This is a genomic window from Gemmobacter fulvus (genome assembly GCF_018798885.1).
In the GTDB taxonomy this organism is placed as follows: Bacteria; Pseudomonadota; Alphaproteobacteria; order Rhodobacterales; family Rhodobacteraceae; genus Gemmobacter; species Gemmobacter fulvus.
This window is the reverse complement of sequence record NZ_CP076361.1, coordinates 1,643,508-1,665,316: the sequence shown is the minus strand read 5'-3', so window position 1 is coordinate 1,665,316 and position 21,809 is coordinate 1,643,508. Positions and strand designations below refer to the sequence as shown.

General features: G+C 65.7%; 21 protein-coding genes. 13 read left to right on the top strand and 8 right to left on the bottom strand.

From position 1 onward, the window contains the following. Nucleotides 1-810: a 4-hydroxy-tetrahydrodipicolinate reductase gene (gene dapB, locus KM031_RS08185; RefSeq protein ID WP_215506351.1), complete on the top strand. Its 810-nt coding sequence runs from the start codon at nt 1-3 to the stop codon at nt 808-810. Nucleotides 811-900: 90 nt separating this feature from the next. Further along, nucleotides 901-1,260 carry a dihydrodipicolinate reductase gene (locus KM031_RS08180; RefSeq protein WP_215506352.1) on the top strand — a complete coding sequence of 120 codons (360 nt, stop codon included), beginning with the start codon at nt 901-903 and terminating at the stop codon, nt 1,258-1,260. Nucleotides 1,261-1,267: 7 nt separating this feature from the next. Here the strand turns inward: KM031_RS08180 and KM031_RS08175 are convergent, their stop codons facing one another. After that, nucleotides 1,268-1,447 (bottom strand): DUF1674 domain-containing protein, encoded by a 180-nt coding sequence (locus KM031_RS08175; protein WP_215506353.1) that lies wholly within the window; start codon nt 1,445-1,447, stop codon nt 1,268-1,270. A 72-nt stretch (nt 1,448-1,519) separates the two neighbouring features. On the opposite strand from KM031_RS08175, the gene KM031_RS08170 reads away from it, so the two are divergent. Beyond that, nucleotides 1,520-2,758: an RsmB/NOP family class I SAM-dependent RNA methyltransferase gene (locus KM031_RS08170; protein ID WP_215506354.1), complete on the top strand. Its 1,239-nt coding sequence runs from the start codon at nt 1,520-1,522 to the stop codon at nt 2,756-2,758. On the opposite strand, the gene gph is transcribed toward KM031_RS08170, so the two are convergent. Beyond that, entirely contained in the window at nt 2,736-3,404 is a 669-nt protein-coding gene (gene gph / locus KM031_RS08165) for a phosphoglycolate phosphatase (protein ID WP_215506355.1), read from the bottom strand. The two genes, KM031_RS08170 and gph, sit on opposite strands and share 23 nt — an antisense overlap. Nucleotides 3,405-3,557: 153 nt before the next feature. Here gph and KM031_RS08160 point away from each other — a divergent pair, with 153 nt between their 5' ends. From KM031_RS08160 to KM031_RS08120, 9 genes are all read left to right on the top strand, one after another. Then, complete coding sequence (locus KM031_RS08160; RefSeq protein ID WP_246567204.1) at nt 3,558-5,294, top strand: heparinase II/III family protein; 1,737 nt, start codon at nt 3,558-3,560, stop codon at nt 5,292-5,294. Nucleotides 5,295-5,310: 16 nt separating this feature from the next. Continuing rightward, nucleotides 5,311-6,918 (top strand): bifunctional phosphoribosylaminoimidazolecarboxamide formyltransferase/IMP cyclohydrolase, encoded by a 1,608-nt coding sequence (gene purH / locus KM031_RS08155; RefSeq protein ID WP_215506356.1) that lies wholly within the window; start codon nt 5,311-5,313, stop codon nt 6,916-6,918. 2 nt (nt 6,919-6,920) lie between these two features. Further along, nucleotides 6,921-7,415: a signal peptidase II gene (gene lspA, locus KM031_RS08150; protein WP_215506357.1), complete on the top strand. Its 495-nt coding sequence runs from the start codon at nt 6,921-6,923 to the stop codon at nt 7,413-7,415. A gap of 53 nt (nt 7,416-7,468) precedes the next feature. Beyond that, nucleotides 7,469-7,990: a DUF3035 domain-containing protein gene (locus KM031_RS08145; protein WP_215506358.1), complete on the top strand. Its 522-nt coding sequence runs from the start codon at nt 7,469-7,471 to the stop codon at nt 7,988-7,990. 75 nt (nt 7,991-8,065) lie between these two features. Continuing rightward, complete coding sequence (locus tag KM031_RS08140; RefSeq protein WP_215506359.1) at nt 8,066-9,397, top strand: M16 family metallopeptidase; 1,332 nt, start codon at nt 8,066-8,068, stop codon at nt 9,395-9,397. Further along, nucleotides 9,394-10,698, top strand: a complete 1,305-nt coding sequence (locus KM031_RS08135) for a M16 family metallopeptidase (protein WP_215506360.1) — start codon at nt 9,394-9,396, stop codon at nt 10,696-10,698. The genes KM031_RS08140 and KM031_RS08135 overlap by 4 nt, the downstream gene beginning before the upstream one ends. A 41-nt stretch (nt 10,699-10,739) precedes the next feature. Beyond that, nucleotides 10,740-12,587, top strand: a complete 1,848-nt coding sequence (gene mutL, locus KM031_RS08130; RefSeq protein WP_215506361.1) for a DNA mismatch repair endonuclease MutL — start codon at nt 10,740-10,742, stop codon at nt 12,585-12,587. Beyond that, a complete protein-coding gene (locus KM031_RS08125) occupies nt 12,584-13,735 on the top strand; it encodes a DNA recombination protein RmuC (RefSeq protein WP_215506362.1) in 1,152 nt (383 codons plus the stop codon). Before mutL ends, KM031_RS08125 begins: the two co-directional genes overlap by 4 nt. Further along, nucleotides 13,732-14,220: a HutD/Ves family protein gene (locus tag KM031_RS08120; RefSeq protein ID WP_215506363.1), complete on the top strand. Its 489-nt coding sequence runs from the start codon at nt 13,732-13,734 to the stop codon at nt 14,218-14,220. Before KM031_RS08125 ends, KM031_RS08120 begins: the two co-directional genes overlap by 4 nt. 58 nt (nt 14,221-14,278) lie before the next feature. Here KM031_RS08120 and KM031_RS08115 read toward each other — a convergent pair whose 3' ends face one another. The 4 genes from KM031_RS08115 to KM031_RS08100 all read right to left on the bottom strand — a co-directional run bounded on the left by KM031_RS08115 (nt 14,279) and on the right by KM031_RS08100 (nt 18,985). Continuing rightward, entirely contained in the window at nt 14,279-15,301 is a 1,023-nt protein-coding gene (locus tag KM031_RS08115; protein WP_215506364.1) for an aspartate-semialdehyde dehydrogenase, read from the bottom strand. A gap of 37 nt (nt 15,302-15,338) precedes the next feature. Beyond that, nucleotides 15,339-16,496, bottom strand: a complete 1,158-nt coding sequence (locus KM031_RS08110; protein WP_215506365.1) for a capsular polysaccharide export protein, LipB/KpsS family — start codon at nt 16,494-16,496, stop codon at nt 15,339-15,341. Nucleotides 16,497-16,577: 81 nt separating this feature from the next. Beyond that, nucleotides 16,578-17,750: an MFS transporter gene (locus KM031_RS08105; protein ID WP_215506366.1), complete on the bottom strand. Its 1,173-nt coding sequence runs from the start codon at nt 17,748-17,750 to the stop codon at nt 16,578-16,580. Further along, complete coding sequence (locus KM031_RS08100) at nt 17,750-18,985, bottom strand: MFS transporter (protein ID WP_215506367.1); 1,236 nt, start codon at nt 18,983-18,985, stop codon at nt 17,750-17,752. The genes KM031_RS08105 and KM031_RS08100 overlap by 1 nt, the downstream gene beginning before the upstream one ends. A gap of 207 nt (nt 18,986-19,192) precedes the next feature. Between KM031_RS08100 and KM031_RS08095 the strand changes: the two genes are divergently transcribed. Then, entirely contained in the window at nt 19,193-20,800 is a 1,608-nt protein-coding gene (locus tag KM031_RS08095; protein WP_215506368.1) for an alpha-amylase family glycosyl hydrolase, read from the top strand. Between the two features lie 7 nt (nt 20,801-20,807). On the opposite strand, the gene KM031_RS08090 is transcribed toward KM031_RS08095, so the two are convergent. Next, a complete protein-coding gene (locus KM031_RS08090; protein ID WP_215506369.1) occupies nt 20,808-21,302 on the bottom strand; it encodes a GreA/GreB family elongation factor in 495 nt (164 codons plus the stop codon). Next, a complete protein-coding gene (locus tag KM031_RS08085; protein ID WP_246567207.1) occupies nt 21,299-21,781 on the bottom strand; it encodes an NUDIX domain-containing protein in 483 nt (160 codons plus the stop codon). The genes KM031_RS08090 and KM031_RS08085 overlap by 4 nt, the downstream gene beginning before the upstream one ends. Nucleotides 21,782-21,809 lie beyond the last annotated feature (28 nt).

The following is a 21,809-nucleotide window of genomic DNA, read 5'->3' as shown; positions in this document are numbered from 1 at the left end:
ATGGGCGACATGCCGGGGATCGTGATCACGGGCGCATCGGGGCGGATGGGGCAAATGCTGATCCGCACCGTGCTGGCCTCGGACAAGGCGCGGCTGGTCGGCTGTGTGGAGCGCAGCGGCAACCCCTGGGTGGGCCGCGACGTGGGCGAGGCCATGGGCGGTGCGGCGCTGGGCGTCGTGGTGACCGATGACCCGCTGGAGGCCTTTGCCAAGGCGCAGGCGGTGATTGATTTCACCACGCCCGCCGCGACGGTGGCCTTTGCAGCGTTGGCCGCACAGGCGCGGGCGGTGCATGTGATCGGCACCACCGGGCTGGAGCCGGAGCATCTGGCCAAGATCAACGCCGCAGCGCGTCATGCGGTGATCGTGCGGGCGGGCAATATGAGCCTTGGCGTCAACCTTCTGGTGACATTGACGAAAAAGGTGGCGCAGGCTCTGGATGCCGATTGGGACATCGAGGTGATCGAGGCCCATCACAACCGCAAGGTCGATGCGCCCTCGGGCACCGCGCTGATGCTGGGGCAGGCCGCTGCTGAAGGGCGTGGCGTTGATCTGGACGCCGTGCGCGATGCGGGCCGCGACGGTATCACCGGCGCGCGGACGCGGGGCGACATCGGGTTTTCCGCGATTCGTGGCGGCGACATCGTGGGGGAACATGATGTGCTGTTCGCGGGCGAGGGCGAGCGGATCATTCTGCGCCATGTGGCGACGGATCGCAGTATTTTCGCGCGGGGCGCGCTGCGGGCCGCACTCTGGGGGCAGGACAAGGGGCCGGGCGCCTATGACATGATGCATGTTCTGGGCCTCTGATCGCTTTTTCGTGAACCGATGGGCCTCTGCCGGATGTGAACCGTTTCTGGCCTTGCTGCGTATGGTTGCAAGGATACAGGAGGGGTTGCCATGGTTCGCTGGAGTGTTGTCTGTATGGTTTCGGCCTTCGCCTTTCCCGCATTGGCAGACGAGTTTCAGCCGGTGCGCGACAAGGCGGAGTTCCTGCGGCTGCTGGAAGGCCGGGAATTGCGTCTTGGCCTGTTCAAAATCGGGCTGAAAGTGCTGCCCGATGGCCGGATCGAAGGCTCTGCGCTGGGTTGGGGCATCACCGGCACCTGGCGCTGGCAGGACGGGTATTTCTGCCGCGAGATGGATTGGAGCGGCAAGCCCATCCCCTACAACTGCCAGCTGGTCGAGGCGCGCGGCAACGAGATGCGCTTTACCGTCGATCAGGGGGCAGGCGATTCGGCAGAGTTCCGGCTGCGCTGAGCCGCGATCAGAAATCGATCGCCAGACCCTTCTTTTCCCAATCGCCATAACGCACGGGCTCCGGCCCCTTGCGACCGCCGAGTTCGGTCGGCAGGGGCTGTGCCTCGGCGGCGCGGCGGCGCTCTTCAGCTTCGGCCAGCGCGCGCAGGGCGGCGGCGGGAAGATCGGGGTGGGACGTATCGCTCATCTGCGGATTCCTTGCTTGGGCCTTGGCCATGATATACGGCGCGGGGGCAAGGCAACAAGGTTTGGGCGGATCATGGCGAAAACGGCGCGGGCGGCGGCAGTTCATCTGCTGAATGAGGTGCTGGGCGAAGGGGCTTTGCTGGGGCAGGTGGATGCCCCGCTGGCGGCCCTGTCGCCCGCAGATCGCGCCCGGGCGCAACGGCTTGCCGCGCTGGTGCTGCGCCATGTCGAACAGGCCGACCGGGTGCTGAAACCCTTCCTGCGCAAGACCCCGCCGCTGCTGGTGGTCAATGTGCTGCGGCTGGCGGTGGTCGAGCTGGTACAGGGCGAAGCGGCGCATGGTGTGGTGAACGAAGCGGTGACGCTGGTGCGCAATGACCGCCATGCCGGGGCCTTCTCGGGCTTGGTCAATGCGGTGCTGCGCAAGGTTGCGGCACTGGAGGCCCCTTTTGCCAAACTGCCGCCGCAGCGCCTGCCCTATTGGCTGCGCAAACCGCTGGTCGATGCCTGGGGGCGCGAGGCCGTGACCGCGATGGAGGCGGTTCAGGCGCAGGTGCCGCCGGTGGATCTGAGCGTGAAACCCGGCTGGCAGGGCGATCTGGCAGGCGAACCCCTGCCGACCGGCAGCCTGCGGCTGGCCTCGGCGGGGCAGCTGTCGGCCCTGCCCGGTTACGCCGAAGGGGCGTGGTGGGTGCAGGATGCGGCGGCAGCGCTTGCGGTGCCATTGCTCGCACCCCAGCCGGGCGAGGCGGTGGTGGATCTCTGCGCGGCCCCCGGTGGCAAGACGCTGCAACTCGCCGCTGCCGGGGCCGAGGTGACGGCGCTGGACATCAGCGAGGCGCGGCTGGGCCGTCTGCGTGAAAACCTGGCCCGCACGGGACTTTCGGCGCAGGTCGTGGTGGCCGATGCGCTGACCTGGCAGCCAGAGCGGCAGTTTGATGCGATTCTGCTGGATGCGCCCTGTTCCGCCACCGGCACGATCCGCCGCCACCCCGATCTGCCCTTCATCAAGGATGGCTCGGAACTGGCGGAGCTGGTGCCCTTGCAGGCGGCGCTGCTGGATCGCGCCTTGGGCTGGCTGAAACCCGGCGGGCGGCTGGTCTATTGCACCTGTTCGCTGCTGCCCGACGAGGGCGAGGCGCAACTGGCCGCCGCCTTGGCTCGTCATCCTGGCCTGCGGGTCGAGCCTGCGGCGGTGCCCGGCATGGATCCGGCATGGCTGACCGAGGCCGGTGCCCTGCGCCTTCGCCCCGACTATTGGGCCGGGCGCGGCGGCATGGACGGGTTTTTCATGGTGCGGCTGGCGCGGTGATCTGCGCAATCAGGCCCGGCAGATCCTTGAAATCGGCAAAGCTGGCGCTGTGCGGCAGCGTGTCGACCGGACCTTTGCGATACCCTTCGGTGTAAAGCAGGAACGGCACACCCGCCGCCTGCGCCGTGGCCGCATCCACCTCGCTGTCGCCGATGAAGATCATGTCGGCGCGGCCCATGCGGCGCTGGGTTTCGAACAGCGGCGCGGGATCGGGTTTCTTTTGCGGCAGGCTGTCGCCGCCGATCACCACCGGGAAGAATCGTGCCAGATCCAGATGGCGCAGGATGGCCATGGTCGGGGCCAGCGGCTTGTTGGTGCAAAGACCCAGCGCATATCCGGCGCGCGACAGGGCCTCCAGCGCCGCAACGACGCCGGGATAGAGCGTGGTCAGGCCGGTCGCATCTTCATATTCCCGCAGAAACGCGGCCAGAACCTCGGCATAGACCGGGCCATCCGGCGCATCCCCCCCGGCCTCGACGCAGCGCGCGACAAGGTTGGGGGCACCCTTGCCGACAAACCCCTGCACCTGCGCCCGGCTGAGCGGGGCCGAACCCCGCGCCACCAGCACACGGTTCATAGCCGCGTGAATGTCGGGCAGGCTGTCGATCAGCGTGCCATCAAGGTCAAAGATCAGCGAAAGGGTCATTGGCAGCTCCTGTTGTGCTGAGTTTGGCGGCACCGGCAGGCAAGGTCCAGCCCCCTCGCGGGCTTTTGCGGTGACAGCGCGGCACATGGCGGCTATGGTGCGGCCAAGACCCGGCATTGGGCGACAGGCGGTATCAGAACAGGTGAGTAGGGCATGACGGGCGTCGCTCGGAGCGCATGGTGGGCGGAGGCTTGGGTGCAGGCGATGAACCGCCTTGCGGCCCGGCGTGCTGCGCGGGCCGAGCCTGCGGCGGGCTTCGTCTCGCAGCCGGAGCCACGCACCATCGGGCTCTATGCGCGTGGCAAACAGCTTGTCGCCGGGAATTTCCTGTTCGCCGGGCATCTCGTCGAAGCGCCGGGGCTGGACATCTGGGACATTGCAAAACCAAGCCCGGCGTTCGAGGCGGAGTTGCAGGGCTATGGCTGGCTGGATGATCTGGCGGCAGTGGGCGATCCGGGGGCCAGGAAACGGGCGCAGGATTGGACCTTTGGCTGGATTGCGCGCTATGGCCGCGGGCAGGGGCCGGGCTGGTCGCCGGATCTGACCGGGCGACGGCTGATCCGCTGGATCAACCACGCCATTCTGCTGCTGGGCGGGCAGGATCGGGCGCGGGCGCTGGCCTATTATCACGCGCTGTCGCATCAGACGGTGTTTCTGGCGGCGCGCTGGCAGGCGGCCTCGCCGGGGCTGCCCCGGTTCGAGGCGCTGACCGGGCTGATCTATGCCGGGCTCGCCCTGATCGGCATGGAGGGCCATGTGGATCCGGCGGCGGCGGCGCTGGCGCGGGAATGTGAACGCGAGGTGGATGCCGAAGGCGGTATCCCGACGCGCAATCCCGAAGAATTGCTGGAAGTTTTCACCCTGCTGACCTGGGCCGCGCAGGCGCTGACCGATGCCGGGCGCATCGTACCTGCGGCGCATCTGGCGGCGATCGAGCGGATTGCACCGACGCTGCGCGCGCTGCGCCATGCGGATGGGGGCCTCGCACGGTTTCATGGTGGCGGGCGTGGGCTGGAAGGGCGGCTGGATCATGCTCTGGCCAGCGCCGGGGTCAAACCGCTGCCGCATCCGGGCCTGTCGATGGGGTTTGCGCGCCTTGCAGGCGGTCGCAGCACAGTGATCGTGGATGCCGCCGATCCCCCGGCGGGGCGGGCCGGGGCCTCGGCCCATGCGGCGACACTGGCGTTCGAGCTGACTTCGGGGCGCAGGCCGCTGATTGTCAGCTGCGGCACCGGCGCGCCGTTCGGGGCCGATTGGCACCGCGCCAGCCGCGCCACGCAAAGCCATTCCACCCTGGCGATCGAGGGGTTTTCCTCGTCGCGCTTTGCCCATGACGGGCGCGAGGTGCTGGAGGATCGGGCGCGGGTGGTGATGATGCGGCAAGGCGCCGCCGCCGAAGGCCAGCACCTGCTGGCCGGGCATGCGGGCTGGCGTTCCACGCATGGGCTGGTGCATTTCCGCGATCTCACGCTCAGCACCGATGGCCGGCATCTGGCCGGGCTTGACCTGCTGGCGGCGGAAACCGCCGAGGACAAGGCCCGCCTCTCCTCGGTGCTGAAACGCGCGGGCGAGGGGATTCGCTTTGCCCTGCGCTTTCATCTGCATCCCGACGTGGATGCCGAAATCGACATGGGCGGTGCGGCGGTTTCGATGGCGCTGCGCTCGGGTGAGATCTGGGTTCTGCGCCATGACGGGCTGGCGAAACTGTCGCTGGAGCCATCGGTTTACCTTGAGAAAGGCCGATTGATGCCGCGTGCGGCAAAACAGATCATGCTGACCGCTGTTTTACAGGATTTTCAGGCCCGGATCGGCTGGACCTTGGCAAAAGCACAGGATACTCCGCTCGCCATCCGCGACCTTGACAGGGATGATCCCACATCCCGCCCGTGATCTGGAGGGAAAGCCCATGCACAACCCCGCTGCCTCTGTGAACCTTGTCCATATCGGGCGGGCGTTGTTGTCGGTTTCCGACAAGACAGGCCTGTTGGATCTGGCCCGTGCGCTGGCCGCGATGGGGGTGGAGCTGATCTCTACCGGCGGCACCGCGCAGACACTGCGCACCGCCGGGCTGAAGGTGCGCGATGTGGCTGAGGTGACGGGCTTCCCCGAGATGATGGATGGCCGGGTGAAAACCCTGCATCCGATGGTGCACGGCGGTCTGCTGGCGCTGCGCGACGATGATGAACATCTGGTCGCCATGGCCGCGCATGGGATCGAGCCGATTGATCTGCTGGTGGTCAACCTCTACCCGTTTGAACAGACCGTGGCGCGCGGCGCCTCCTATGCCGATTGCATCGAGAATATCGACATCGGCGGCCCGGCGATGATCCGCGCCGCATCGAAGAACCACAAGTTTGTGAATGTCGTCACCGATCCGCAGGATTACGACGCGCTGCTGGCCGAGATGAAGGCGCATGGCGGGGCCACCTCTTACGGGTTCCGGCAGAAGCTAGCGCTGACCGCCTATTCGCGCACGGCGGCCTATGACGCCGCTGTTTCCGCCTGGATGGCGGGCGCGATCAAGGATGAGGCCCCGCGCCGCCGCGCCTTTGCGGGCACGCTGGCCCAGACCCTGCGCTATGGCGAAAACCCGCATCAGAAGGCTGCCTTCTATACCGATGGCACGCTGCGCCCTGGTGTGGCCACGGCGCGGCAATGGCAGGGCAAAGAGCTGTCCTACAACAATATCAACGATACCGACGCGGCGTTCGAGCTGGTGGCCGAATTCGATCCGGCGCAAGGCCCGGCCTGCGCCATCATCAAACACGCCAATCCCTGTGGCGTGGCGCAAGGCGCAACGCTGGCCGAAGCCTATGCCCGCGCCTTTGACTGCGACCGCACCTCGGCCTTTGGCGGGATCATCGCGCTCAATCAGCCGCTGGACGGGCCGACCGCCGAAAAGATCGTGGAAATCTTCACCGAAGTCGTGATTGCTCCCGGCGCCGATCAGGCCGCGCGCGCGGTGTTTGCGGCCAAGAAGAACCTGCGCCTGCTGACCACCGACCGCCTGCCCGATCCGAAAGCCAAGGGCCTTGCCTGGCGGCAGGTTGCGGGCGGCTTTCTGGTGCAGGACCGCGACAATGGCCATGTGGCGCTGTCCGACCTGAAGGTCGTGACCAAACGCGCCCCGACCGAGGCCGAATTGCGTGATCTGCTGTTTGCCTGGACCGTGGCGAAACACGTCAAGTCCAACGCGATCATCTATGTGAAGGACGGGGCCACCGTCGGCGTGGGCGCGGGCCAGATGAGCCGCGTCGACAGCACGCGAATCGCTGCCCGCAAGGCGCAGGACATGGCCGAGGCGATGGGCCTTCCGGGGCCGCTGACCCAAGGCTCGGTCGTGGCATCCGATGCGTTCTTCCCCTTTGCGGATGGTCTGATCACGGCGGCAGAGGCGGGGGCGACCGCGATCATTCAGCCCGGCGGCTCCATGCGCGATGACGAGGTGATCGCGGCGGCGGATGCGGCGGGGCTGGCGATGGTGTTCACCGGCCAGCGGCATTTCCGGCACTGATGATGAAACGGGTCGCACTGATTGCGCTGGTGATTTTCGTGGTCGATCAGGCCACGAAACTTGCTGTGGTTTTCGGGCTGAACTTGCGCGAGCGGGGCGAGATCGACGTGATCCCGCCCTTGCTCAATTTCCGCATGGCGTGGAACCAGGGTGTGAATTTCGGGCTGTTTGCCAGCAGCGCAGGGGTCATGCGCTGGGTGCTGATCGCCCTGTCGCTGGTGATCGTGGCCTGGGTCTGGCGCTGGACCGCGCGGTCAAAGCACGGCCCCTGGGCCCGGGCTTCGGCGGGCGTGCTGATCGGCGGGGCGCTGGGCAATGTGGTGGACCGCGTGGCCTATGGGGCCGTCGCGGATTTTCTGAACATGTCCTGCTGCGGCTTTGAAAACCCCTATGCGTTCAACGTGGCGGATATTGCGATTTTCGCGGGGGCAGCGGGGCTTGTGCTGTTTACCGGCACCGACAAGCCGGCAACCACCAAGCGCCGAAAGACCCCGTGACGCGCCCGCGCCTTTGCGCTAAAGACAATGGGACGCAGTTTCGGGAGTAGACGATGCAGGCAGCACGGGGGGCCATTCTGGCAGGAGCCACAGCGCTTGCTCTGACGCTGGCGGGCTGTGGCAGCGATGCCGCGCCAGAGCTGATGAACCTGCAATCCACCGGCAACGGCCCGGATGAATTTGCCATCCTGCCGCCCAAGCCGCTGGAAATGCCCGAAACGCTGGCCCAGCTTCCTGTGCCCACGCCCGGCGGTGTCAACCGCACCGACCCCACGCCAGAGGCCGACGCCATCGTCGCCTTGGGCGGGCGTCCGGGGGCGGGCAGCAATGATGCGGCGCTGGTCGCACAGGCAACGCGGATGGGCGTGGCCTCGGGGATCCGCGGCCAATTGGCGGCCGAAGATCTGGAATACCGGCGCAAGAATGACGGGCGTTTGCTGGAACGGGTGTTCAACGTGAACGTCTATTTCCGCGCCTATGCACCGATGTCGCTGGATCAGCATGCCGAGCTGGCACGCTGGCGCAGGCTGGGCGTGGCCACCCCATCTGCCCCGCCGCGTGCGTCGGGCGAGTGAGTAAACACTCCGTCAGCGCCGCTTGACCCTGCCGCCCCACCGCGTAGCTATGGGGCGACACGGGTGGAGGCGGTGATGCGTAAATTCTTGTGGGGTAGTCTGGTCTGGGCCGTATGCGGGGCAGGCGGGGCGCTGGCCGAAACTGTGACGGATTTCACGCTGGACAATGGTTTGCAGGTGGTGGTGATCGAGGATCACCGCGCCCCTGTGGCCGTGCAGATGATCTGGTATCGCGTGGGCGCAGCCGATGAACCCGCAGGCCATTCCGGCATCGCGCATTTCTTTGAACATCTGATGTTCAAGGCCACCGACGATCTGGCGGCGGGCGAGTTTTCCGACACGGTCGAGGCGCAGGGCGGCAATGACAACGCCTTTACCAGTTGGGATTACACCGCCTATTTTCAGCGTGTTGCGGCAGACCGGCTCGATCTGATGATGGGGCTTGAGGCCGAGCGGATGCGCGACCTCCAACTGACCGATGATGTCGTGGCGACCGAACGCGGCGTGATTCTGGAAGAGCGCAATCAGCGGGTCGACAGTGATCCCGGCGCGCTGTTTTCCGAACAGGCCCGCGCGGCGCAATACCTCAATCACCCCTACGGCATCCCGATCATCGGCTGGCGGCACGAGATCGAGGGTCTGGGCCGGGCCGAGGCCGAAGCTTTCTACAAAACCTTCTATGCGCCCAACAATGCCGTGCTGATCGTGGCGGGCGATGTGGATCCGGCCAAGGTGCGCGAGATGGCGCAGACCCATTATGGTCCGATCACGCCCACTGCCGACCTGCCTCCCCGCAAGCGCCCGATGGAGCCGCCGCAGTTGGCCGAGCGTCGTTTGACCATGGCAGATGCGCGGGTGTCGGAGCCGTTCATGCAGCGCAGCTATCTTGCGCCCGCCCGTCGCAGCGGCGATCAGGGCGAAGCGGCGGCGCTGACGGTTCTGGCGGAATTGCTGGGCGGATCAAGCACCACCAGCCTGCTGGCCAAGGCGCTGCAATTCAACGATCCGAAAGCCGTCTATTCCTATGCCTATTATGATGGCGGTGGGCTGGACAGTGGCACCTTCGGGCTGGGCCTGTCGCCGCTGCCGGGGGTGAGCCCGGAAGAGGCCGAGGCCGCATTGGACAAGGTTCTGGCCGATTTTCTGACCACCGGCCCCGAACCGGCGGCGTTTGACCGGATCAAGACGCAACTGCGCGCGGCGCAGGTCTATGCCAAGGATGATGTGGACGGGCTGGCGCGGATGTATGGCGAGGCGCTGACCACCGGCCTGACCGTTCAGGATGTGCAGTCCTGGCCGGATGCGCTGCAACAGGTGACGCCGGATGCGGTGATGGAGGCCGCGCGCAAGGTGCTGGACCGCCGCCGCGCCGTGACCGGCTGGCTGCTGACGGAGGAAACCCAATGATCTGGCGTCTGTTCGCGCTGTTCGCGCTGATCGCCCTGCCGCTCCGGGCCGAAATCGCCATTCAGGAGGTGACCTCGCCGGGGGGCATCAAGGCCTGGCTGGTCGAGGAACACGGCATCCCCTTTACCGCGCTGGAGATCCGCTTTCAGGGCGGCACGGCCACCGATGCGCCGGGCAAGCGCGGCGCGGTCAATCTGATGACGGCGCTGATCGAAGAGGGCGCGGCAGAAATGTCGGCGCAGAAATTCGCCGAAAGCCGCGATGCGCTGGCGGCGGAGTTCAAGTTCAGCGCCTCGACCGATGCCATTTCGGTGTCGGCGCGGATGTTGACCGAAAACCGGGCGAAGGCAGCGGAACTGCTGCGGCTTGCGCTGACGCATCCGCGCTTTGACGCCGACGCGGTGGAGCGGGTGCGCGGGCAGGTTCTGTCCAACATCCGGGCCAATCTGAAGGATCCAGGCACGATTGCGGGCGATGCTTTCGCGCGGCTGGCCTTTGGCGATCACCCCTACGGGTCGTCAGGGGATGGCACGGTCGATTCGGTCACGGCGCTGACCCGAGATGACATTCTGGCCGCACATCAGGGCACGCTGGCCCGCGACCGCATCTATGTCTCGGCGGTGGGCGATATCACTGCAGAGGAGCTGGGCGCGCTGCTGGATCATCTGCTGGGCGGGCTGCCCGCCACGGGCGCCCCTTTGCCGGGCCCCGCACCCGTGGCGCTGAGCGGCGGCGTGACGGTGCAGGACTTTCCGACCCCGCAAGCGGTGCTGATGTTCGGGCATGAGGGGATCCCCCGCGATGACCCCGACTATTTCGCGGCCTTCATCCTGAACGAAGTGCTGGGCGGCGGCCGGTTTTCATCGCGCCTGATGACCGAGCTGCGCGAAAAGCGTGGCCTGACCTATGGGGTTGGCACCTATCTGGCCGATTACGATCAGGCCGATCTGATGATGGGCCAGTTTGCCACCGACAACCGCACCGCCGCCGAGGCGATCACGATTCTGCGCGCGGAATGGGCAAAAGCCGCTGAGGGCATCACCGCCGATGAACTCGCTGCCGCCAAGACCTATCTGACCGGCGCCTATCCGCTGCGGTTTGATGGCAATGGCACGATTGCCAATATCCTTGTGGGGATGCAGATGCAGGGCCTTGGCACCGACTATCCGGCCACACGCAACGCCCGGATCGAGGCGGTGACGCTGGCGGATGTGGCCCGCGTGGCGAAGCGTCTGGTGCGCCCGGACGGCCTGCGCATCGTGGTGGTGGGGCAGCCGGATGGTGTGGTGACCGGCCCCTAAGCCTGTGGCCGAATCTGTGCCCCCATGCTAGCTGTGGGGGCATGATGCTTGATACCCCCAAGATAACGCGGCCCGACGGCGCGCGTCCGGTGATCCGACAATTGGACGAGGCCGCGATCAACCGCATCGCGGCGGGTGAGGTTGTGGAACGTCCGGCCTCTGCCGTGAAGGAATTGGTGGAAAACGCGCTGGACGCGGGCGCGCGGCGGATCACGGTGGACTATGCCGATGGTGGCAAGACGCTGATCCGTGTCACCGATGATGGCTGCGGCATGACGGCAGAGGATCTGCCGCTTGCGCTCAGCCGCCACGCCACTTCCAAGATCGACGGGTCAGACCTGCTGAACATCCGCAGCTTCGGCTTTCGTGGCGAGGCGCTGCCGTCTTTGGGCGCGGTCGGTCGGCTCAGCCTGACCTCGCGCGCCGAAGGGCATGAGGGCGTCAGCCTTGCGGTAGAGGGCGGGCGCATGGGTGCGGTGCGGCCTGCGGCGCTGACGCGCGGCACCGTGGTCGAACTGCGCGATCTGTTCTACGCGACGCCCGCGCGGCTGAAATTCATGCGCTCGGACCGGGCCGAGATGGGCGCGATTTCCGATGTGGTCAAACGGCTGGCCATGGCGGAGCCGCATGTCGGCTTTACCCTGCGCGATGTGTCGGGCGGCGGTGAGGGGCGCGTTGTGTTCCGGGCTGACCCGGAAAACGGCGATTTCTTCGATGCGCTGCATGGGCGGCTGGCCCGCGTGATCGGGGCGGATTTCGCGGAAAATGCGCTGCGCATTGATCTGGAGCGCGAGGGGCTGGCGCTGGTCGGTTATGCCGCCTTGCCGACCTATTCGCGCGGATCCTCGGTGGCGCAGTTCCTGTTCGTGAATGGCCGCCCGGTGTTGGACAAGATGTTGTTCGGGGCGTTGCGCGCCGCCTATATGGATGTGCTGAGCCGGGACCGGCATCCGGCGGCGGTGCTGAACCTTGTTTGCGACCCCGAGCGGGTGGATGTGAACGTGCATCCGGCAAAATCTGAGGTGCGGTTCCGTGAACCGGGCACGGCGCGCAGCCTGATCGTGTCGGGCCTGCGGCAGGCACTGGCGGGGGCAGGGCACCGCGCCTCCAGCACGGTGGCCGCTGAAACGCTGGCGGCGTTTCAGCCTGAACCCGCAGCACCCGCCTCGCGCATCTATCAGATGGACCGGCCAAGCCAGACCAGCCTGACCCGCGCCTATGTGGCGCAGGCCCCGCAGGATTTCGGCTTTGCCGAAGCGCCCTCGGCGCGGGTGGCGGCGGTGGCCCCGGCCGAGCCGGATCTGACTGCGCGGCCCCTGGGGGCGGCACGGGCGCAGTTGCATGAAAACTACATCATCGCGCAGACGGCGCGGGGCATGGTGATCGTCGACCAGCACGCCGCGCATGAGCGGCTGGTCTATGAACGGCTGAAGGCGCAGGCGGCGGACAGCGGCATTGCCGCACAGGCGCTGCTGATCCCCGAGATTGTCGAACTGTCGGTGGCCGATGCGGCCCGGCTGCTGGACGTGGCCGAGGATCTGGCGGCGCTGGGTCTGGTGGTCGAGGCCTTTGGCGGCGGCGCGGTGGCCGTGCGTGAAACCCCGGCGATTCTGGGCCGGGTGGATGCAGCGGCGCTGATCCGCGACATCGTGGATGATCTGGCCAATCTGGGCACATCGGACCGGCTGAAAGGCCGGATCGACGCGGTGCTGAGCCGGATGGCCTGCCATGGCTCGGTCCGCTCGGGCCGCCAGATGCGCGCCGAAGAGATGAACGCTCTACTGCGCGAGATGGAGGCGACGCCGTTGTCGGGCCAGTGCAACCATGGCCGCCCGACCTATGTGGAACTTCAACTGGCCGATATTGAACGGCTGTTCGGGCGCAGATGATCAGGATCGGGAATATGGTGGTTGCGTGGAATGATCCGCTGGTGCTGATCGTTGCCGGGGTGGTGCTGGCAGTGCTGGGCCTGCTGCTGCTGGTATTGCGCGCGGCAGGCCGGTCGGCGCAATCGACCGAACCGCTGTTGCGCGAAATGGGCTGGCTGGGCCAGCGGGTGCAATCGCTGTCTGACGGGCAAGAGCGGCTGGCCGGCGGCCTGCATCATGTGTCCGAGGCGCAGGCGGTCAGCCAGACCGCGATGTTGCAGGTGATGGAACAGCGTCTGGCCGAGGTGCAGCGCCAGATGGGCGAAAGCCTGCAAGGCAATTCGGTGCGCACGGCGCGCAGTCTTGGCGATCTGCATCAGCGGCTGGAAACCATCGACAAGGCGCAGGCCAATATCGAGAAACTGTCGGGCAACGTCTTGTCCTTGCAGGATATTCTGTCGAACAAACAGACGCGTGGCGCCTTTGGCGAAATTCAGCTGCACGACATCGTGCTGAAGGCACTGCCCGCAGATGCCTATACGATGCAGGCCACGCTTTCCAACGGCAAGCGCGCCGATTGCCTGATCCATCTGCCCAATCCGCCCGGGCCCATCGTGATCGACAGCAAATTCCCGCTGGAGGCCTATGAGGCGCTGCGCCGGGCGCAGACCCCGGCCGAGATGGAGGCAGCGGCCCGGCTGCTGCGCACCTCGGTTCGGGCGCATATCAAGGCGATTTCAGAGAAATACATTCTGGAGGGCGAAACGGCGGATGGGGCACTGATGTTCCTGCCGTCGGAAGCCGTCTATGCCGAGTTACACGCCAATTTCCCCGAACTGATCCGCGATGGCTTTACCGCGCGGGTCTGGATCGTCTCGCCCACCACCTGCATGGCCACGCTGAACACCATGCGGGCGGTGCTGAAAGATGCGCGGATGCGCGAGCAGGCTGGGGCCATCCGCAGGGAACTGGCCGAGCTTTACAAGGATGTGCAGCGTCTGGGCGATCGGGTGGGCAATCTGGACCGGCACTTCGGGCAGGCGGCCAAGGATATCGAAGAGATCAAGATTTCGTCCGAAAAGGCTGGCAAGCGGGCGCGGCGTCTGGATAATTTTGATTTCGAGGAACTCGCGCCCGAAACGGCGCAAATGATTGGGGCGGCGGAATGATCCATCTGACACGGGCCGATTATCGGGTGATGCCTTGGGCCAATGGCAAGGGGCAGACGGTTGAAATGCTGCGCGAGGACGGACCCGAGGGGATGCGGCTGCGCCTCTCCATGGCGGCGGTGGTGGAACCGGGCGCGTTTTCGATCTTTCCGGGGATCGAACGGGTGCTGACGGTGATCGACGGGCCGGGCTTTGATCTGCACGGCGATGGGCTGCTTCTGCGCTGTGATCCGCTGCTGCCGGTGGCGTTTCCGGGGGATGTGCCGATCCGGGCCGAGCGGGTGAGCGCGCCGTCGATGGATTTCAACGTGATGGTGGCGCGCGGTCTGCCTGCGCCGCAGGTGCAGGTGTTGCGGCAGGGCAAGGTGGCGGCCCCGCAAGGCGGGCGAGTCTGCCTGCTGGCGCTGGACAGTGGCGATTTGTGGATTTCCGACGCGGAGTTGCGGGTACCGGGCCTCTCCATCGCGGTGCAGCTGGGGTTTTGAACCGCCCATGAAAAAAAGCCCCGCAAAGCGGGGCTTTTTGCTGTCAGATGGCGGGGCGTCAGCCTTTTTTCAGGCAGCGGTTGCCCAGAACTTCGGCGATCTGCACCGCGTTCAGCGCCGCGCCCTTGCGCAGGTTGTCCGACACGCACCACAGCGAGATGCCGTTTTCCACGGTGCTGTCTTGCCGGATCCGGCTGATATAGGTGGCATATTCGCCCACACATTCGACCGGGGTGATGTAGCCACCGGCCTCGCGTTTGTCGACCACGAGGATGCCCGGCGCTTCGCGCAGGATGTCCTGCGCCTCTTGCCAGTCCAGCGGCTCTTCAAACTCGATATTGATCGCTTCGGAATGGCCGACGAACACCGGCACGCGCACGCAGGTCGCGGTCAACTTGATGTTCTTGTCGAGGATCTTTTTCGTCTCAGCGACCATCTTCCATTCTTCCTTGGTCGAGCCATCGTCCAGGAACACGTCGATATGCGGGATCACGTTGAAGGCGATCTGCTTCGGATAGACCTTCGGGGCCACTTCCTGACCGGGGACGTACATGCCCTTGGTCTGGTTCCACAGCTCGTCAATCGCTTCCTTGCCGGTGCCGGACACCGATTGATAGGTGGCCACGACCACCCGCTTGATGCGCGCGCGGTCATGCAGCGGCTTCAGCGCCACAACCATCTGCGCGGTGGAGCAGTTGGGGTTGGCGATGATCATCTTCTTTTTGTAGCCATCGACCGCCGCCGCGTTCACTTCGGGCACGACCAGCGGCACATCAGGGTCGTAGCGGTAGAGCGACGAATTGTCGATCACCACGCAGCCCTGGCTTGCGGCCTTGGGCGCATAGGTCTTGGTCGCTTCGGAGCCAACGGCGAAAAAGGCGATGTCCCAGCCGGTGAAATCGAAATCGGCAAGGTCTTTGGTCTTGAGAGTCTTGTCCCCGAAGCTGACTTCAGTGCCCAGAGAATTGCGCGATGCGAGCGCAGTGATCTCATCCACCGGAAACTCGCGCTCGGCGAGGATGTTCAGCATTTCGCGGCCCACGTTGCCCGTGGCACCAACGACGACGACTTTGTAGCCCATCGGGGACCCTCCTAAGTGTCAAAAGTGACGCTGCCCCTTACCGCAAAGGGGGGCGGGGGGGAAGGGTTTCTGCGCGCAGCCGGGCTATGGTGCGCGCTTGATCCAGCTTTGCGGCGAATGCGTCACGGTCGAAGGCTGCGGGCTGGCCTGCGGCATGGCTGAAACGCGGGTAATAGACCCGGTCAAGCCAGGTCAGGAAGGCGGCGCGCAGCGGTTCGTCATAGTGCAGCCCTGCGGGATCGGCGAACAGGCTGTCCAGCGCGGTCTGGCTGTCTGCCACCTGAACCAGACCGGGCAAGGCAAAGAAGGCGCGGCCCAGCGTGATCACCGGCCTGTCATGGAAAAACGCCTGCAACCCCATCGAGGAATTGAGCGTGACGACCCCGCGCGAGGCTGCGATCTGGGCAAAGCTGTCACTGGCATTGTCGAGCACGACGCGGCCCGAGGCCATCAGCGGTGCCAGCAGCGGGGTCAGCGGGGTCTTGGCCGAGGGATGTTCCTTGAGCCGCAGATGCCAGCCCTCGGGCAGGCGCTGCGCCGCCTGAGCCAGTGCGGCCAGAAAGCCCGACATGCCGCCGCACCAGCCCGCAAACAGCGTTACCTGACTGTCATCGGGCACTTGTAGCGGGCAGAACAGGAAGGGCGTGTCGGGCAGCGGCGCATCGCTTTGCCCGACATCGGCGCGGCGCGAGGCGCGGGCGGTCAGCCCCGCGCCGATGTCCCGCCAGCCTTGTGTTCCGTGGGTTCGGGCCCAGTCACGGAAAAAGGCCGGATCCTGCGGCACCGATCCTTCGGCATTCACCCCGGCCGGATCGAGCGTGATGCGCCCCGGCAGCGGGGCAAGCTCGGCATAAAGCGTGGGCGCGCCCGCATCCTTGGCCGCGAGCATGAAGGCCATGCGCGATCCGGTCAGGCCGTTCCAGGCCAGCGCGATGTGATCGGGGTGGCGGGTGAAATAACGGCGCGCCCAATTGTATTGCCCGCGGATCAGCTGCCGCTTGAGCCAGCGGAGCAGGGCGTTCTTCGGTTGGCGTTTGGCGCGATGCAGCGCCTCGGCCACCCGCGCCGGTGTTTCGGCATGGTCGCGCAGGCTGAGCGGGATCATCGGCAGGCGGCGTGCAGATCCGTCAATGGCGGCCAAGGCCGCGAAAACCGCCTCTTTGCGGGCGCTGTATTCAGCAGGGAACAGGATCATGCGATGCGCCTGGCGATGAGTGCGGAAGCCTTCGGCGAGGATATTTGAGCCAAGATGAAAGGGAAAGGTGCCTCTGCGCGGTCAATCCGTGCGGTCTTGGCTGATCAGATAGATCAGGCAGCCTGCCAGCAGGACCAGACCGAACAGCAGGAACAGCGCGGCATAGGGGGCGGAGGGCGGGGTGGGCGGGATCGCGGCATGGACGCGACCGGTGAGGATCTGCGCCGCGCCGACCGTGCCGATGCCGAAAAGATTGAGCAGCGTGACGCCGCGCCCCATCAGATGCGGTGGAAAGAAGGCGCGGCCATGGGCAATGACAATGGCAAAGCTGGAGCCGAACAGGCCCACGGCCGCAATCAGGGCGAGGGTGGTGCCACCGCCGGCCTCGGGGTGGGCCCAGAGCGCCAGCAGGGCGGCGGCGCAGGCCAGATTGCCGCCGAAAATCACCCATTTGCGGGTTCTGAACAGCCGGTCCAGCGGGCCATAGGCGAAATTGCCCAGCACCATTGCCAGACCCATCACCAGCGTTGCCCAGCCCACCGCCGCCGTATCGGCGCCGAAGACATCGGCGTAATAGGGGCCGACCCACAGCCCGCGCAGGGCCCCGGCGGGCAGGTAACAGACCGACATCATGATCAGGATCGGCCAGAGCGCGGGCATTTTCAGCAGATCCAGAACCGAGCCTTTGCTGCCGCCCTCGACCCGGTCGGGGTCACGCAGCAGCAGACCCAGCAGGGCGGCCACCAGCAAGGTGGTGACGGCAAGGCCGAGCATGGTTTCGCGCCAGCCAAAGGCCTGCACCGCCCAAGCCAGCGGCAGGCTGCCCGCGATATTGCCAAGACTGCCGAAGCCGATCATCGCGCTGGCGAGGGTGGCAAAGACGGCGGGCGGGAATTGCCGGGCGAAAATATAATAGCTCGCCATCAGCACCGGCGCGCAGCCGATGCCGATCAGTGCCATGGCGAGTTTGATCGCCATGGGGGTGGTGGCCATGCCGAAGACCAGCGCACCGCCGCCGCCGCCGAAGGCCAGCAAGGCGATGGTGGTGCGGCGGGGGCCGATGTGATCGAGCGCCCAGCCGACCGGCAGTTGCATCGCGGCAAAGGTCAGGAACCACAGGCCCGAGGCGCTGGCGAGATCTTCTGCGGTGGCGCCCAGTTCGGTTTTCAGCACCGGGGCCAGCACCGCGAGGAAGGCGCGGTAGAACTGGCTCAGCACATAGGCGGCGACGAGGCAGGCAATTCCGGCGCGCATCAGGCGGGTTGGGCGATGGCTTGGCGTTCGCGGATCGGCAGATGCACGATGGCCGAAAACGCCCCGACGCCGACACCGATCCACCAGACCAGCGTGTAATCGCCCGTCAGATCATACATCTTGCCGCCGAGCCAGACGCCCAGAAAGCCGCCGATCTGGTGGCTGAGAAACACGAAGCCATAGAGCGTGCCCATATAACGCAGCCCGTAGATATGCGCGACCAGCCCGGAGGTCAGCGGTACGGTGGCCAGCCACAGCGACCCCATGGCCAGCGAGAACAGCAGAACCGTGGTCGGGGTCATCGGCAGCAGGATGAACAGCGCTGCGACAATGGTGCGGGCGGTATAGATCCCTGCCAGCAGGTATTTCTTGGTGTATTTCTTGCCCAGCATGCCCGCCGTGATGGTGCCGACGATATTGGCCAGCCCGATCACCGCGATGGCCACCGCCCCCAGTGCCGAGGTGGAGGAAATGCCCATGGCGGCCAGGGGGCCATTGGGATCAATCGGGCCGCACATTTCGGTCACGAAGGCGGGAAAATGCGCGGTGATGAAGGCAAGCTGATAACCGCAGGAGAAAAACCCGAGGAAAATCATGATATAGGACGGGTCGGTGAAGGCCCGTTTCAGCACGGCGCCCAGGCTTTCTTCCAGCTCAGTCCGGGTGGCCATCTGTGGCGAGCGCATGAAGGGCAGGGAAAGCAGCGTGGTCAGGATGATCGCGGCAAAGATCAGGAAGACGGTCTGCCACGGATAGGATTGCAGCAGAAACTCGGCCAGCGGCGCGCCGACCACCTGACCGGCAGAGCCTGCGGCGGTGGCGATGCCCAGGGCGATGGAGCGGTTTTCCGGCGAGGCGGCGCGACCGACAACAGCCAGGATCACGCCAAAGCCGGTGCCCGCGATGCCAAAGCCGACAAGCACCTCATAAAGCTGCATCTGCAACGGGGTGACGGCGGAACTCGACAGCACCAGACCCAGCGCATAGGTGAAGGCCCCGAGGATGACCGCCTTGCGGTCGCCAAAGCGTTCGGCCAGCGCGCCAAAGATCGGCTGCCCGATGCCCCAGGCGAGGTTCTGAATGGCGATGGCCAGCGAAAATTCGGCACGCGGCCAGTTGAACTCGGTGGCGATCGGGATCTGGAACATGCCGAAACTGGCGCGCAGCGCGAAGTTCAGCAGAAGGATCACACAGCCTGCAATCAGGACCGAGGTAAAAAGGGGGGCTTTGGTCATGATATGCGCTCCGGGATCAGGCGCGGAGGTTGCGGTGGCGGCGCGGTGCGGTCAATCCAAATCTTGTGATCCGTACAATGACGGAATGTGATGCGTGGCCTGCATGGCCGCCAAATCCGCGTCCAAAGCGGTTTCAAAAACGCTTGCACCGGCCCGTGCCGTCCCTAAGGTTAGCGGAAACAGTCACGATGGGCTTCGGGGGCAGACATGACAGAGTGGTGGCGCGGTGCGGTGGTCTATCAGGTATATCCAAGGTCGTTTCAGGACAGTGATGGTGACGGCATTGGCGATCTGAAGGGCATCACGCAGCGGCTTGGCCATATCGCGTCGCTTGGTGTCGATGCGGTCTGGCTGTCGCCCGTGTTCAAAAGCCCGATGGCCGATATGGGTTATGACGTTTCGGATTACTGCGACATTGATCCGCTGTTCGGCACGCTTGCGGATTTTGATACGCTGGTGGCGCAGGCGCATGATCTGGGGCTGAAGGTGGTCATTGATCAGGTGATCAGCCATTCCAGCGACCAGCACCCCTATTTCGCGCAAAGTCGCCGCGACCGCAGCAATGACAAGGCCGACTGGTATGTCTGGGCCGATGCGCAGCCGGATGGCAGCCCGCCCAACAACTGGGTGTCGGTGTTCGGCGGCAGTGCCTGGGAGTGGGATACGCGGCGGCGGCAATATTACCTGCACAACTTCCTGCCGTCGCAGCCCGATTTCAACTTTCACAACCCGGAGGTTCAGGATTGGGTTCTGTCTGTGCTGCGCTTCTGGCTGGAGCGCGGGGTCGACGGGTTCCGGCTGGATACCGTGAACTACTATTTCCACGACCAGAAGCTGCGCAACAATGGGCCGGAGCCGCGCGCCGATAATACGCCTGCGGTGAACCCCTATGACATGCAAGACCACGAGTTTTCCAAATCCCGGCCCGAGAATCTTGCCTTTCTGGCCCGGTTGCGCGCGCTGCTGGATGAATACGAGGCGCGCAGCATGGTGGGCGAGGTGGGCGACGGGCCGCGCCGCTCGCTGAAGATCATGGAGGAATATACCAGCAATGGCCGCCTGCACATGGCCTATAGTTTTGACATGCTGGGGCCGCTGTTCACGCCAGAGCATTTTCGTAGCCGGGTGGAGGGGTTTTTCACCGCCGCGCCGGATGGCTGGCCGATGTGGGCCTTTTCCAACCATGACGTGATCCGGCATGTGACCCGCTGGGCCGATCACGGCACCCAGGACGATGTGGCAAAGCTGGCGGCGGCGATGCTGTTGAGCTTTGAAGGCTCCATCTGTCTCTATCAGGGTGAAGAGCTGGGCCAGACCGAAACCGATATCGAATATCACGAACTGACCGATCCGCCCGGCTTCCGCTTCTGGCCTGATTACAAGGGGCGCGATGGCTGCCGCACGCCGATGGTCTGGGATGGCTCGCATACCGGCGGCTTTACCACGGGCACGCCGTGGTTGCCGGTGAAGGGGCCGCAGCTGGACCGGAACGTGCTGTCGCAACAGGGTGTGGCGGGGTCGGTTCTGGAAACCTATCGCGCGCTGCTGGACTGGCGCAAGGGATCGGCGCTGCGGGCCGGGCGCAGCCGGTTCTTCGATCTGCCGGCGCCGCTGCTCGGGTTTCGGCGGGATGATGCAGAAGGCAGTGTGATCTGTCTGTTCAACCTGTCATCCGACGCGCAAAGCGTGGCCGTTGCGGAGCTGGTCGCAATGGACGGGCCGCACGCGGCGGCAAAGCTGGCGAAAGGTATGGTGCAGCTGGGGCCGAATGGCTGGCTGTGGTCGCGCTGTGCGGCACAGACAGAGGCGGGCTGAGCGGCGATCAGGCGGGGTGTTCGATGGCCACGATCTCCAGCGTGGCCGGGCCGGTGGGGCGGCGCCAGATCACGCTGTCGCCGACCTCGGCCCCGATCAGGGCGCGGGCCAGTGGTGATTGCGGCGCAATCCGGCCCTGTGCTGCGTCGGCCTCATCCTCGCCGGTGATTTCATAGCGGCTTTCCACGCCCGCCTCATCCGCGACGACAACGCTCAGGCCAAAGGCCACGGCGCGCAACGGCTGCTGCGCCGGGTCGATCACCATGGCGCTGCGCAGCCGGGCCTCCAGATAGCGGATGTCCCGCTCGGCGGCGGCTTCGGGCAGCTTGTCCAGCCGGTCTGGCCGGGCGCGCAGCAGGGCCAGCCGCTCTTGCGTGTCGCGCAGGCGGGTTTGCAGCGCCGTCAGGCCGCGCGGGGTGACGTAATTAGGATGCGGCGACAGAGGCAGATCGGGCAGTGGCTCCAGATCATTGCCATCTTCCTTGACAAAGGCGCGGCTCATCGGGTGATCGGCTCCAAGGCGTCATAGAGGATACCGCTGCCCCAGGCGGCGGCGGGCAGGCTGTCGGGTTTGAAGCGGATGCGCGACAGTTCGGTGCGGCTGAAAAACCGGCGCTGGGTGACGATGCCTTCGGGGTCGCGCCATGCCGGATCAATCACGCCCGCCACGATGGTGCAGCGGAAATAGATGTCAACCTGATGAAACGTGCCGCGCGGATCGTGAAATTCATTCACCAGCGCCGGATCGCCAACAGCGACGGTCAGCCCGGTTTCCTCATGCACCTCGCGGATCAGGTTTGCGGGCAAGGAGGTGCCGCGCTCCACCCCGCCACCGGGGGCGCACCACAGATCGGATATGCCGCCGCCATAGGCATTCACCAGCAGCAGGCGGTCGTCATGCAGGATCAGGGCGCGGGCGGCAAGGCGGGGGCAGATGGGCTTCATGCGGGCAGGCTGGGGGAAAGCGCTGCGTTTGTCCATGGATTTGCCGCGCATCTGATCCTAGATT

Coding starts and splice junctions, on each gene's coding strand:
- dapB (WP_215506351.1), top strand. CDS start 1: ATGGGCGACATGCCGGGGATCGTGATCACGGGCGCATCGGGGCGGATG.
- KM031_RS08180 (WP_215506352.1), top strand. CDS start 901: ATGGTTCGCTGGAGTGTTGTCTGTATGGTTTCGGCCTTCGCCTTTCCC.
- KM031_RS08175 (WP_215506353.1), bottom strand. CDS start 1,447: ATGAGCGATACGTCCCACCCCGATCTTCCCGCCGCCGCCCTGCGCGCG.
- KM031_RS08170 (WP_215506354.1), top strand. CDS start 1,520: ATGGCGAAAACGGCGCGGGCGGCGGCAGTTCATCTGCTGAATGAGGTG.
- gph (WP_215506355.1), bottom strand. CDS start 3,404: ATGACCCTTTCGCTGATCTTTGACCTTGATGGCACGCTGATCGACAGC.
- KM031_RS08160 (WP_246567204.1), top strand. CDS start 3,558: ATGACGGGCGTCGCTCGGAGCGCATGGTGGGCGGAGGCTTGGGTGCAG.
- purH (WP_215506356.1), top strand. CDS start 5,311: ATGCACAACCCCGCTGCCTCTGTGAACCTTGTCCATATCGGGCGGGCG.
- lspA (WP_215506357.1), top strand. CDS start 6,921: ATGAAACGGGTCGCACTGATTGCGCTGGTGATTTTCGTGGTCGATCAG.
- KM031_RS08145 (WP_215506358.1), top strand. CDS start 7,469: ATGCAGGCAGCACGGGGGGCCATTCTGGCAGGAGCCACAGCGCTTGCT.
- KM031_RS08140 (WP_215506359.1), top strand. CDS start 8,066: ATGCGTAAATTCTTGTGGGGTAGTCTGGTCTGGGCCGTATGCGGGGCA.
- KM031_RS08135 (WP_215506360.1), top strand. CDS start 9,394: ATGATCTGGCGTCTGTTCGCGCTGTTCGCGCTGATCGCCCTGCCGCTC.
- mutL (WP_215506361.1), top strand. CDS start 10,740: ATGATGCTTGATACCCCCAAGATAACGCGGCCCGACGGCGCGCGTCCG.
- KM031_RS08125 (WP_215506362.1), top strand. CDS start 12,584: ATGATCAGGATCGGGAATATGGTGGTTGCGTGGAATGATCCGCTGGTG.
- KM031_RS08120 (WP_215506363.1), top strand. CDS start 13,732: ATGATCCATCTGACACGGGCCGATTATCGGGTGATGCCTTGGGCCAAT.
- KM031_RS08115 (WP_215506364.1), bottom strand. CDS start 15,301: ATGGGCTACAAAGTCGTCGTCGTTGGTGCCACGGGCAACGTGGGCCGC.
- KM031_RS08110 (WP_215506365.1), bottom strand. CDS start 16,496: ATGATCCTGTTCCCTGCTGAATACAGCGCCCGCAAAGAGGCGGTTTTC.
- KM031_RS08105 (WP_215506366.1), bottom strand. CDS start 17,750: ATGCGCGCCGGAATTGCCTGCCTCGTCGCCGCCTATGTGCTGAGCCAG.
- KM031_RS08100 (WP_215506367.1), bottom strand. CDS start 18,985: ATGACCAAAGCCCCCCTTTTTACCTCGGTCCTGATTGCAGGCTGTGTG.
- KM031_RS08095 (WP_215506368.1), top strand. CDS start 19,193: ATGACAGAGTGGTGGCGCGGTGCGGTGGTCTATCAGGTATATCCAAGG.
- KM031_RS08090 (WP_215506369.1), bottom strand. CDS start 21,302: ATGAGCCGCGCCTTTGTCAAGGAAGATGGCAATGATCTGGAGCCACTG.
- KM031_RS08085 (WP_246567207.1), bottom strand. CDS start 21,781: ATGGACAAACGCAGCGCTTTCCCCCAGCCTGCCCGCATGAAGCCCATC.